This is a genomic window from Providencia sp. Marseille-Q8014, assembly GCF_965112055.1.
In genome coordinates this window covers 2134877-2147741 of the sequence record NZ_CBCOPT010000001.1, presented here as the reverse complement: position 1 = coordinate 2147741, position 12865 = coordinate 2134877, and the positions used below count along the sequence as shown (strand labels likewise).

The window sequence follows — 12865 nt, the reverse complement described above, 5'->3', positions numbered from 1 at the left end:
TAACTCTGTTATAGTAATGAATAGGAGACCGTGTGCAAATAAAAGTCTTCTCTATATGCTAAACACCATATAGCATCGATAGATTATCCCCTATCGATTAACGTTCTTAATTACGCAAGAGTTATTTCAACTAATGAATGAAAATATGCAGCTAATACGTGTTGCCGAAGCCAAATTACCCACTCCTTTCGGCGAGTTCTTAATGGTCGGGTTTGAGGAAATAGCAACCGGTCGTGACCACGTCGCTCTCATTTTTGGCGATATATCAGGTCCGGAACCAGTGCTCAGTCGTATCCACTCCGAATGCTTAACGGGTGATGCGTTATTCAGCTTACGCTGTGATTGCGGTTTCCAATTAGAAGCAGCACTTTCTCAGATTAGTAAAGAAGGCCGTGGAGTGCTACTTTATCATCGCCAAGAAGGTCGCAATATTGGCCTACTCAATAAAATTCGTGCCTATGCATTACAGGATCAAGGCTTAGATACCGTCGAAGCGAATCTTAAATTAGGTTTTAAAGCGGATGAGCGCGATTTTACACTGTGCTCTGACATGTATAAATTATTGGGTATTAACGAAGTCCGCTTATTAACCAATAATCCTAAAAAAATTAATATTATGCGTGAAGCCGGCATTAATGTTGTTGAACGTGTTCCTTTAATTGTTGGCCGTAATCCAAGCAATGCTCATTACTTAGATATAAAAGCTGAGAAAATGGGGCATATGCTATTTAAGCATCAATAATTTTTCAAAAATGGAAGAGCTTATGATCGCGCTCTTCCTTTACCAATATTAAAATAATAACAATCGGTTGTATGACTTTCCCTCTCTGATATATTCACTTTCACTCTATAAGGTTTATACTGTTACCCATCAATGATCTCGAAAAATAAATTTAACGACTTAAATTTATTTCTCTGATAATAAGGAGCTACGGTGAATAACCTGCATTCTATCCAACGTATGAGAAGATTACGCAAAACTGAAAAAATGCGTGACCTTTTCCAAGAAACGCATCTTTCCCTTAATGACCTGTGTCTACCTATCTTTGTTGAAGAAGGTATTGACGATTATAAACAAATCGACAGTATGCCTGGCGTTGTACGTATCCCTGAAAAACGTTTAGCCTTTGAAATAGAACGTATTGCCAAAGCAGGCATTAAATCTGTGATGACATTTGGCGTTTCTCATCATTTGGATGAAACGGGTAGCGATGCGTGGCAAGAAAATGGTTTAGTCGCACGTATGTCACGCATATGTAAAGATACCGTCCCCGAAATGATTGTGATGTCAGATACTTGTTTCTGTGAATATACATCACATGGTCATTGTGGTGTTATGCAGGGTGACATTGTTGATAATGATGCCACAATCCATAACTTAGGTTTGCAAGCAGTGGCCGCTGCTCGAGCAGGTGCGGACTTTATCGCCCCTTCAGCTGCAATGGATGGACAAGTTGCAGCCATTCGCCACGCTCTAGATGCAGCGGGTTTTACAGACACCGCAATCATGTCTTACTCCACAAAATTTGCGTCAGCGCTCTATGGTCCATTTAGAGATGCGGCAGGCTCTTGTTTGAAAGGTGACAGAAAAACCTATCAAATGAATCCGATGAACCGCCGCGAAGCCATTCATGAATCATTGATTGATGTTCAAGAAGGCGCTGATGCACTAATGGTTAAACCCGCGGGAGCTTATTTAGATATCATTCGTGACCTACGCGAACGTACTGAATTGCCGATTGGCGCTTATCAGGTTAGTGGCGAATATGCACAAATTAAATTTGCTGCAATGGCGGGAGCGATCGACGAAACTCGCGTGACGCTTGAAACTTTAGGCGCGATCAAACGCGCTGGTGCTGATATGATTTTCACCTATTTTGCACTTCAACTCGCTGAAGACAAAATTCTGTCCTTCTAATGATTGTCTACAGTGCCCGTTAATGCATTCATTAACGGGCATTTTCATTTACCCTTTTTGCCTGTTAAGTTGTTCTGTTAATCGTAGGGCATAACTTTGCGCAACACTTGGGTCATGTAGGCCTGTAATCAACAATTTTTGCTTTTCATCGGCAGTCTTTGCAGCCACTCCCCAGCAGGCGATATCCGCCCTTGAGTGAGGCATTTCATCCAAATTGGCTACTTTTTCTGGCATGGCCACAATATCGTTGTTTTGAGATAAGGGGACTATATCTATTGCGACATAATCCGCATGACGACCTAATGGGAATTCTTTATCTACCAATAAACGGAGATCACAAACTTCAGTTTCGGGTGTTTGCATCACAATGGAATATAAATTTGGAATATGTTCAAGAATATCTCGAACTTCATTTTGATAATGATGACTTGACGAACTTGACGAGGTAGAGACGAGAATATCTGCAGCCCAAAGTGCACCTTTGTAAAAATCCGTTGCATTAATATCTGCCATATCTTTTTCCTTTACGTTAGATCATTTCATTAGCCCGTTTATATCTTATCGAATATCAATATACGCTATTTGTATCCGCCGATTTAAAAATACGTCCCCACTCCTTACGCATTTTTATCCCCCTGTGAGCAGTTATTCCCCCCTTACCGACCGCAAAATGTATTTCGCCACCCAAAAAACACTCTGTACATCCATTCATAGAGCCTAACAGCAACATCATCATAACCTGAAGTTAATCGCATTATATTGCGAAATAACAATAAAAAACGCCCATTGTAAAAATACATATGGGCGTTTTTAACTAACAAATGCCAAAAATTAGTGCAGCATTTGACGGATCACATAATGCAAGATACCGCCATTTCGGTAATATTCCATCTCGGTGGCTGTATCAATGCGGCAACGTGTGGCGATTTCTTTCACCTGCCCATCTCCATAGGTGATTTTCACCACGATATGTTGACCCGGCTCAATGGATTGCAAGTACTCAACATCTATACGCTCATCACCTTTAAGCCCCAGCGTTTTACGCGTGGTGCCTTGTGGGAATTCCAGAGGAATAACCCCCATACCAATGAGGTTAGAACGGTGAATACGCTCATAAGATTCTGCAATCACCACGCGAACACCCAGCAAATTAGTGCCTTTTGCTGCCCAATCTCGACTCGAACCAGAACCATATTCCTTACCGGCAATGATGGCTAAAGGCAATTTTTCTTTTTGGTACAGCATGGCGGCATCATAAATTGCCATTTGTTTGCCTGTTGGAATATGTTTTGTATAGCCACCTTCAACCCCTGGCACCATTTCATTACGAATACGAATATTTGCAAACGTACCACGCATCATCACTTCATGGTTACCACGGCGAGAACCGTAGGAGTTAAAATCAGCGACAGCCACACCATGTTCCTGCAAGTAGCGTCCCGCTGGACTATCTACCTTAATATTCCCTGCTGGAGAAATATGGTCCGTTGTGACTGAATCGCCTAATATGGCCAGAATATGCGCTCCATGGATATCCTGAACAACTTCTGGTTCCGCCTTCATACCTTCAAAGAAAGGTGGATGACGGATATAGGTAGAATCCTCCTGCCAGTGATAAGTAGAGGAGCTTTCAACCTGTAATGCTTGCCATGCTTCGTCTCCATCAAAAACAGCACTGTATTCTTTACGGAACATTTCTGTTTTCACTTTTTCAACCGCTTGGGCAATTTCAGCGCTTGATGGCCAAATATCTTTCAGGTAGACATCATTACCTTGATGGTCTTTACCTAGCGGGTCTGTTTTGACATTGATATTCATGTTGCCCGCGAGTGCATAGGCAACCACCAGCGGTGGTGACGCAAGCCAATTGGTTTTGACTAAAGGATGGATCCGCCCTTCAAAGTTGCGGTTTCCAGATAATACCGCCCCTACGGTCAAATCGCTCTCTTTGATCGCTTGTTCAATCGGTTCTGGTAATGGACCTGAGTTACCGATACAAGTTGTACAACCATAACCCACAAGATTAAAGCCTAATTTGTCTAAATACGGCGTCAAACCGGCTAAAGCTAAATAGTCGGTAACCACTTTAGAACCCGGCGCTAAAGAAGATTTAACCCAAGGTTGACGCGTTAAGCCTTTTTCTACTGCTTTTTTTGCTAATAGCCCAGCAGCCATTAGGACACTTGGGTTTGAGGTATTTGTACAAGATGTTATTGCCGCAATGACAACAGCACCATCGGTCATGTCAAAGGTTTGTCCTTGATAATTTACCGTTGGATGTGCCGCTTTATCTTTTTTATTCAGTTCCAATTCGACAGCGGCTTGAAACGCTTTTGGTACTTGGCTCAGTTCGACGCGATCTTGTGGACGCTTAGGCCCTGCTAAACTGGATTCCACTGTCGACATATCAAGCTCTAAGGTGCTCGTAAAGATCGGTTCATCACCGGCATGACGCCATAAACCTTGCTCTTTAGAATAAGCTTCCACCAACGCAATTTCATCATCACTGCGTCCTGTTAGCTTCATATACTCTAATGTGACATTATCAACAGGGAAGAAACCACAAGTCGCACCGTATTCTGGCGACATGTTCGCGATCGTTGCCCTATCCGCCAATGGTAAATCCGCAAGGCCATCACCATAAAACTCAACAAACTTACCAACCACACCATGCTTACGTAGCATTTGTGTGACCGTTAAAACTAAGTCCGTTGCAGTAATACCTTCACGTAATTTGCCTGTCAGTTTAAACCCGACAACATCAGGGATGAGCATTGAGACGGGTTGACCGAGCATAGCGGCCTCAGCCTCAATTCCCCCAACCCCCCAGCCTAATACACCAAGGCCATTGATCATGGTTGTATGTGAATCGGTACCCACTAAAGTATCTGGGTAGGCATATAATTGACCATCAATTTCTTCATACCACACTGCTTTACCGAGGTACTCTAAATTCACTTGGTGGCAAATACCAGTACCCGGTGGAACGACTCTAAAGCGGTTAAACGCTTTTTGTCCCCAACGCAAAAAGAGATAACGTTCATGGTTGCGCTTCATTTCAATTTCAACGTTATCATCAAATGCTTTGTCGGTCGCAAATTCATCAACCATCACCGAGTGGTCAATAACAAGATCCACCGGAGACAACGGATTGACTTGATTAACATTACCACCTAACGATTTCACCGCTTCACGCATCGCAGCCAAATCAACAACCGCCGGTACCCCTGTAAAGTCTTGCATCAGTACCCTAGCGGGTCGATAAGCTATTTCTCTCTCAGCATGCCCCGTTTTTTGCCAATCGATGATCGCTTGCAAATCAGCTTCGACCACTGATTTGCCATCAATATTACGCAACAGGTTTTCAAGTAGGACTTTGAGGGATTTGGGTAGCTTAGTAGCATCACCGAGTTGTTTAGTAGCAATCGGCAAACTGAAGTAATTATAGAGCTTGCTTCCGACACTGAGTGTTGATGCACTCTGTGTTTTTAGACTCAACGACATAACTCCTCCTTGGTTTTATGATGATTATGGGTCATCTTACTTGCCTAACAAATTCACAATGTTTTGTTAATTACTTGTAATTATAGTTGCTGAAAATATTTACTTTATGGATTTTGTGTCAAATCCTTAAATTCTCTGTGCTTTTCATCAAAAAACACAAAAAAATTTAAGAAAAATAGGTATCGAAATATAATATGAGAAATTCGCTCGTCTTATGAGCAATCATTAAATGACTTAAATAGAAACCTTATGTCGCGCATAAAAACAGGCGACATAAGGTAAAGAAAGGGGTTGAAAGGTGTCATTACACGATAGGCAATTTAATGTCTTTAAACATCTCTTCAATATCTTCATTGTTACGAAGTGCAATCGCCTTATCCACAACATCCCGAGTAAGATGAGGGGCAAAACGCCAAATAAAGTCATACATATAACTACGCAAAAAGCTGGTTCGCTTAAAGCCTATTTTCGTTGTGCTATAGCTAAATTTATCCCGCATATCAATCACAACGAGATCACTATCCAACTCAGGGTTCACCGCCATACTCGCAATGATACCAATCCCTAACCCAAGACGAACATAGGTTTTAATAACGTCCGCATCTGTTGCCGTAAAAATAATTTTAGGCTCAAGATTTGCCTTTTGAAAAGCAATATCTAATTCAGAACGCCCTGTAAAACCGTGGGTATAAGTCACTATCTGGTATTGTGCTACATCCTCAATCGTGACATTTTTCTTCTCCGCTAACGGGTGATCTTTTTTCACCACAACACAGCGATTCCAGTGATAACAAGGAAGCATGATCAAATCACTATAGAGATGCAGCGCTTCTGTTGCTATTGCAAAGTCACTATTTCCCTTACAGACTTCTTCAGCAATTTGGGTCGGCGAACCTTGCTGCATGTGCAATGAAACATGTGGATAACGCTCGATAAAACCTTTTATGACCGGCGGTAATGCATAGCGTGCTTGGGTATGCGTTGTCGCAATATGCAAGGTGCCTTTATCTGGATATGTATGCTCCCCTGCAACCGAGCGAATGGCCTCTATTTTTGACAAAACCTCACGAGAAATACGGATCACCTCTTCACCGGCGGGTGTAACATGAGTGAGATGTTTACCACTGCGAGCAAAGATTTGAATACCTAGCTCATCTTCTAGCATGCGAACTTGTTTACTGATGCCTGGCTGTGAGGTAAATAGCCCTTCAGCAGTTGAAGAGACATTCAAGTCATGATTAACCACTTCAACAATATAGCGTAATTGCTGTAATTTCATTTTTAGGTTCACCTCTACAGAGCGTGTCAGAATTTAGCTATAGCTAAAAATTATTACTTATAATTAAAAGCTATATATATGATATTTAATATAACTAATATAACACCATAATGCAGACTGTGAATAGCCAGATGATGAAATTCCACATAAGTTAATTTAAATATAAAACTATTTATACAGTTAACTAGTAAGGAAATGCAAAGTTATGACCCAATTTTCGTAAACTATGATTGAATAGGAGATAAGCAACTTTGTAAGATGGGTAAATCCACTTTAGCCTTAGTAATGGAAATCAAAATTCTCAACGAAGAGAGGACGTTACATGCAGAAAAACATTTTGGCGCTCATTATCAGTATGTCGACTATCGCCATGGCCCCTCAGCTGTATGCCAAAGAAATTTCCTATGGAAATCAAAAGATTGTTTTATCAGACAACATCGCTTCTGGTGATGATTTTTATCGCTACGTGAATCAGGATTGGATCAGTAAGGCAAAGATCCCTACCGGTATGCCACGCATCAACTCGTTTGTTGAGCTATACCTAACCACAGAAAAGCAGCTACAAAGTATTATCGACCAACTTCAAAACGCGCCGGCCAACACGCTCAATCATAATCAAACAAATATTCGTAACTTGTATGCTAGCTACCTTAATGAAGAGGCCATCGAAAAAACTGGCATTGCGCCTCTTAAGGAAGAGTTAGATGCCATTAGCCATGCGAAAAACCATAATGATATTAGCAAATTGATGGCATTACCTGCTTATACGCCATTTATTTCTTATTGGGTCGACCTTGATGCCAAACAACCTGATACTTATGTTTTATACCTTGGTCAAGGCGGTTTAGGCTTACCGAATCGTAATTATTATCTCGACGACACCCCTCAGATGGAAGATATTCGCAAAAACTATATTGCTTATATCGCAACAATCTTAAACTTAGCGGGTGAAAAAGAGGTTGAGCAGAAAGCTCAGCAAATTTTTGCTCTAGAAAAATCCATGGCTCAGGTACATTGGAGCCCAGAAGCACGTCGCGATACGATCAAAAATTATCATCCCATGACGCTCGATGAAATGAAAAATTTCACTGAAGGATTTGAGTGGGATAACTTCATAAATCAATGGCAACTTTCAAACAAACAATTGAATAAGGTCATTGTGGAAAATGATAGTGCTGTAAAACAGTTAGCAAAAATCTATGCTGATACCCCCGTCTCGACACTTCAAGACTATCTGCGTTTTCATTATTTAAGCGACCAAGCCCCCTATTTAAACCGTGATTATTCTGACGCTAGATTTGATTTTTATTCACGTAAATTGAATGGTATTGAAAAACAAAGATCCCGCAAAGAACGTGCTCTTGAAACAGTAAACCGTTTACAAGGCGAGCCGATGGGCCAGATTTATGTCGAGAAATATTTCGACCCTGAATCAAAAGCTAAAATTACTGAGCTGGTGAGTTATATTAGAGGCACTTTCAATTCACGCTTAAAAGATAATGACTGGATGGATAACCCAACGCGTGAAGAAGCGCTCAAAAAGCTTGAACAATTTACCGTTAAAGTAGGCTACCCTGATAAGTGGAATGATTTTAGTAGCATTAATTTAAAGCCTGATACTTTATTGGATAACTATAAGCAAGTCTTGAATTGGTCCTATCAGGATAACATGAGCAAAATAGGACAACCGGTTCGTCAATGGGAATGGGGAATGACACCTCAAACCATTAATGCGTATTTTAATCCTGTTCAAAATGAGATTGTATTCCCTGCCGCAATTTTGCAGGCGCCATTCTTTGACCCTAATGTTGACCCTGCTTATAACTACGGCGCTATTGGCGCTGTCATCGGCCATGAAATGGGCCATGGGTTCGATGATCAAGGAAGCTTATATGATGGTACAGGGCAACTTCGTAACTGGTGGAGTGATGCTTCAAAACAACACTTCAAGCAGAAAACTGATAAATTAGTTGAGCAATATGATGGCTTTCGTGTCGATGGCCAAAAAGTAAATGGTCAACTCACATTAGGGGAAAATATTGGTGATTTGGGCGGCCTTAATATCGCACTGAGCGCGTATAAGCAATTCGTCAAAGAGAATTACCCAAATGGTGAAGCACCTATTATTGATGGCACAACGGGATTACAACGTTTCTTCATTTCTTGGGCAAGAACTTGGCAAGAACTGTCAAATAAAGAATCTGAACGAAACAAAATCTTAACCGACCCGCATAGCCCAAACCAATTCAGAGCGAATGGTGTCGTACGAAATATGGATGAATGGTATCAAACATTCTCTGTTGATAAAGATAACAAATTATATCTTGAGCCAGAACAGCGTATCCGTATTTGGTAATTAACCATTAACAAAGGCGCTAGCAATGAGTGCCTTTGTTAGTTCTGACAAATACAGGTAACTGTATATTTATACAGTTACCCATGAATTCAGCATCAACCTTCTCTTAATAAAAATAAATTATTTATTTTCAATAAATTAAAGGCCCTGAATAACTCAGAGCCTCATAGTAAGATTGATTTTTGGTAGGCTTTCCCTAATGACTGTATTTATATACCGTATTATTTAATAACACCGCACGCCATACGAGCACCACCACCCCCTAGCGCTTCCGGATGGTCTGAGTAATTATCCCCGCCAACGTGCACCATTAGAGCACGGTTTTCAACGTCTTTGAGTGTTTTTAAGCGTGGCGCTAATACGGCATAGTCCGCATTACCTTTAGCATCAACAACTAGACCAGGTAAATCACCTAAGTGACCTGTTTTATCATAAGGGCCTTTGTGAACGCCGGTTTTTGCTGGATCCATATGCCCACCCGCTTTTAATGCAGGCACTGTTTTACCTTCTTTTTCGCCAGCTTCACAGCTTGGGTTTTCATGAATATGGAAGCCATGAACCCCGCCTTGTAGGCCTGTTAATTTTGGTGAGAACAGTAACCCATAATCCGTTTCGGAAATAACAACCTCACCAATGGCTTTACCTTCACCTTGTGGAGTTGCTTCTTTCAAGACTACTGTTTTTTCCGCTGCGTTAGCTGCAAAAGCGGTGAGTAAACCAGCGAGTAAACACATTTTGAATTTCATTCTACCTCCAGTCGTGGGTCTATTTTTATACGTTTATATCGTTACATTGATTATTGCGTTTGTTGCTAAAAAGCGGATAAATATCAATAAACTGATAACTATTGATATTCGCTATTTATCAGCATAGCAAACCCGCATCATATTGCTTTGCGGTTAGCCACATAAATCAACACTTAACCTAAATATACGCATTTTTAAGACTGCGCCTGAAAAGTGATAAAATAATAAACCGTTCATCAAAGATGGGATTTCAGGGAGAGAGGATGAACCCTATGTCACCCCTGAAAATTATTTGAGTTCTTACAGAGAAAAAGGCGATAGAATCGTCTATCGCCTTTGGCTTTTAGAGGTGCAATATAAAGAATGTTACTTCTCTTTTGCTTCCCATTTACCTTCTACAAAAAATGCACTCCAACCCGTCGCTTTGCCATTTTTCTCAGAAGAGACATATTGTTGCTTGGTTTTACGGCTAAAACGTACCACTGTTGGATTACCTTCTGGGTCTTGCGCTGGCGCATCTGCTAAATATTTTAGCTTTTCAGGCAATCGGTCCTTGAAGCGTTGCAGTTCTTCCACCAGAGGTGCTCGAGTTTCACGCGATTTAGGGAACGTGTTTGCCGCAAGAAATACCCCAGCAGCACCATCACGCAACACAAAATAAGCGTCTGATTTCTCACATGGCAATTCAGGCAAGGGAACCGGATCTTCTTTTGGTGGGGCAATCTCACCATTTTTTAAGATCTTACGCGTGTTTTTACACTCTTCATTTGTGCATCCCATATAAGGCCCAAAGCGCCCTGTTTTTAGGTGCATTTCAGAACCACATTTGTCACATTCAATGACAGGGCCATCATAGCCTTTAATACGGAATTCACCCTCTTCAATCTCATAACCTTCACAGGCTGGGTTATTACCGCAAACATGCAATTTACGTTGATTATCAATCAAGTAGCTATCCATCGCTGTGCCACATTTCGGGCAACGGCGCTTAGCACGTAACGCATTAGTTTCCGCATCATCACCCTCAAGTATATTCAATACTTCATGTTCAGGTATCAAATTGATGGTTTTCTTACAACGTTCTTTTGGTGGAAGCGCGTAGCCTTCACAACCAAGGAATACACCGGTTGATGCAGTACGAATTCCCATATGACGTTCACAATCAGGACAAGTAATTGATGTGATCACCATTGGGTTAGTACGCATTCCACCTTCTTCAGGCTCTTTCTCTGCAATATCCAACTGCTTGCTAAAGTCAGAGAAGAATTCATCTAACACGGCTTTCCATTCAGCTTCATGGTTAGCAATATGGTCAAGTTGATTTTCCATACGTGCCGTGAAATCGTAGTTCATCAGATCGTTAAAGTTTTCTTCCAATCTATCAGTGACGATTTCACCCATTTTTTCTGCATAGAAACGGCGGTTTTCAACTTTAACGTAACCCCTATCTTGAATAGTCGAGATAATTGCCGCATAAGTTGATGGGCGACCAATGCCACGTTTCTCGAGCTCTTTAACCAAAGAGGCTTCACTAAAACGTGCTGGAGGCTTAGTAAAGTGCTGACTTGGTAGCAGTTCAACGAGTGACAATTCAGAGCCCACCTGAATTGGTGGCAATGTTTTATCTTCATCGTTTTTACGCAGAGCAGGCATGACACGCGTCCAACCATCGAAACGCAAAGTACGCCCTTTGGCTTTTAGCTCAAAATCACCCGCTTTCACCGTTAATGTCGTCGAATCATATTTTGCAGGTGTCATCTGACAAGCCACAAATTGATTCCAAATCAACTGGTAAAGTTTTTTCGCATCAGCTTCCATGTCTTTTAGTGAATCAGTTAAGACATCAACACTTGACGGACGAATTGCTTCGTGAGCTTCCTGCGAATTATCTTTGCTCGTGTAAACGTTAGCTTCTTTTGGTAAATATTTCTCACCAAAATTGTCATTGATGTAACCACGCGCCATATTGATTGCGTCTTGGCTCAAGTTCGTTGAGTCAGTACGCATATAAGTGATATAACCCGCTTCATAAAGACGCTGAGCCATCATCATGGTTTTTTTCACACCGAAACCTAGGCGAGTACTTGCCGCCTGTTGTAATGTCGATGTGATAAAAGGTGCGCTTGGTTTACTTGACGTTGGTCGATCTTCACGATCAACAACTTGAAAACGAGCTTTTTCAAGCACGCTCACCGCCGCTTCGGTCTGAGCTTTTGTAACTGGCTTGAAAGGTTTACCTAATTGGTGTGTGACTTCCATACGTAATGCTGCAATATTTTTGTCAGCAAGATCTGCATGAAGCTCCCAATACTCTTCCGGCACAAACGCTTTAATTTCACGTTCACGTTCAACAATCAAACGTACCGCAACGGATTGCACACGCCCCGCGGATAAACCACGCGCGACTTTTTTCCACAATAAAGGCGATACCATATAACCCACAACACGATCCATAAAACGGCGTGCTTGTTGAGCATTGACCCTGTCAATGTTTAACTCACCTGGGTTTTCAAATGCTTGAGTAATCGCATTTTTAGTAATTTCATTGAACACGACACGACTGAAGCGAGAATCATCACCTCCAATCACTTCGCGTAAATGCCATGCAATTGCTTCCCCTTCACGGTCAAGGTCCGTCGCAAGATAGACATGATCTGCATCTTCCGCTAACGCTTGTAATTCAGAAACGACTTTTTCCTTACCTGGCAATATCTGGTAATTCGCCTTCCAACCATGGTAAGGATCAACCCCCATACGTTTCACAAGCGCTGTTTGAGGGTCTTTTTTAACCTTTTTAGTTTTGTCGGTAGATGAGCCTGTACTCTTTTGTGAGCCGGACCCGCTTTTCGGCAGATCGCGAATGTGGCCAACGCTGCTTTTTACAACGTAGCCACTGCCAAGATACTTATTGATCGTTTTGGCTTTTGCCGGGGACTCCACGATAACAAGAGCTTTACCCATATTTACCTTTACCTAAATTTCTACAATGGCGCATTTCTACATTAAAATGCACAAAATGAAAATCTCTTTTTTATATTGCGGCACAATTGCAATATATCAAT

8 protein-coding genes are annotated in these 12865 nt (G+C 41.5%); 3 read left to right on the top strand and 5 right to left on the bottom strand.

All coding sequences use genetic code 11. The features are described from left to right. Nucleotides 1–145: 145 nt before the first annotated feature. On the top strand, nucleotides 146–742 hold the full coding sequence (gene ribA / locus ACWPW6_RS09410; protein ID WP_154624607.1) for a GTP cyclohydrolase II: 597 nt from the start codon (nucleotides 146–148) through the stop codon (nucleotides 740–742). 192 nt (nucleotides 743–934) lie between these two features. Further along, nucleotides 935–1918 carry a porphobilinogen synthase gene (gene hemB, locus ACWPW6_RS09405; RefSeq protein ID WP_250000447.1) on the top strand — a complete coding sequence of 328 codons (984 nt, stop codon included), beginning with the start codon at nucleotides 935–937 and terminating at the stop codon, nucleotides 1916–1918. A gap of 48 nt (nucleotides 1919–1966) precedes the next feature. On the opposite strand, the gene ACWPW6_RS09400 is transcribed toward hemB, so the two are convergent. From ACWPW6_RS09400 to cysB, 3 genes are all read right to left on the bottom strand, one after another. Next, complete coding sequence (locus tag ACWPW6_RS09400) at nucleotides 1967–2431, bottom strand: hypothetical protein (RefSeq protein WP_250000445.1); 465 nt, start codon at nucleotides 2429–2431, stop codon at nucleotides 1967–1969. Between the two features lie 318 nt (nucleotides 2432–2749). After that, complete coding sequence (gene acnA / locus ACWPW6_RS09395) at nucleotides 2750–5422, bottom strand: aconitate hydratase AcnA (protein WP_154624594.1); 2673 nt, start codon at nucleotides 5420–5422, stop codon at nucleotides 2750–2752. 304 nt (nucleotides 5423–5726) lie between these two features. After that, nucleotides 5727–6701, bottom strand: coding sequence for an HTH-type transcriptional regulator CysB (gene cysB / locus ACWPW6_RS09390; RefSeq protein ID WP_154624593.1), 975 nt, complete (start codon nucleotides 6699–6701; stop codon nucleotides 5727–5729). 322 nt (nucleotides 6702–7023) lie between these two features. On the opposite strand from cysB, the gene ACWPW6_RS09385 reads away from it, so the two are divergent. Then, nucleotides 7024–9057: a M13 family metallopeptidase gene (locus tag ACWPW6_RS09385; protein WP_247047253.1), complete on the top strand. Its 2034-nt coding sequence runs from the start codon at nucleotides 7024–7026 to the stop codon at nucleotides 9055–9057. Between the two features lie 221 nt (nucleotides 9058–9278). Here the strand turns inward: ACWPW6_RS09385 and sodC are convergent, their stop codons facing one another. Both sodC and topA read right to left on the bottom strand, forming a co-directional pair. Next, nucleotides 9279–9803: a superoxide dismutase family protein gene (gene sodC, locus ACWPW6_RS09380; RefSeq protein WP_154624948.1), complete on the bottom strand. Its 525-nt coding sequence runs from the start codon at nucleotides 9801–9803 to the stop codon at nucleotides 9279–9281. A 366-nt stretch (nucleotides 9804–10169) separates the two neighbouring features. Next, nucleotides 10170–12764 (bottom strand): type I DNA topoisomerase, encoded by a 2595-nt coding sequence (topA, locus tag ACWPW6_RS09375; RefSeq protein ID WP_250000444.1) that lies wholly within the window; start codon nucleotides 12762–12764, stop codon nucleotides 10170–10172. Between the last annotated feature and the right edge of the window lie 101 nt (nucleotides 12765–12865).

Bases quoted from the DNA above. Each gene is read 5' to 3' on its own strand.
- ribA (WP_154624607.1), top strand. From the start codon at position 146: ATGCAGCTAATACGTGTTGCCGAAGCCAAATTACCCACTCCTTTCGGC.
- ACWPW6_RS09400 (WP_250000445.1), bottom strand. From the start codon at position 2,431: ATGGCAGATATTAATGCAACGGATTTTTACAAAGGTGCACTTTGGGCT.
- acnA (WP_154624594.1), bottom strand. From the start codon at position 5,422: ATGTCGTTGAGTCTAAAAACACAGAGTGCATCAACACTCAGTGTCGGA.
- cysB (WP_154624593.1), bottom strand. From the start codon at position 6,701: ATGAAATTACAGCAATTACGCTATATTGTTGAAGTGGTTAATCATGAC.
- ACWPW6_RS09385 (WP_247047253.1), top strand. From the start codon at position 7,024: ATGCAGAAAAACATTTTGGCGCTCATTATCAGTATGTCGACTATCGCC.
- sodC (WP_154624948.1), bottom strand. From the start codon at position 9,803: ATGAAATTCAAAATGTGTTTACTCGCTGGTTTACTCACCGCTTTTGCA.
- topA (WP_250000444.1), bottom strand. From the start codon at position 12,764: ATGGGTAAAGCTCTTGTTATCGTGGAGTCCCCGGCAAAAGCCAAAACG.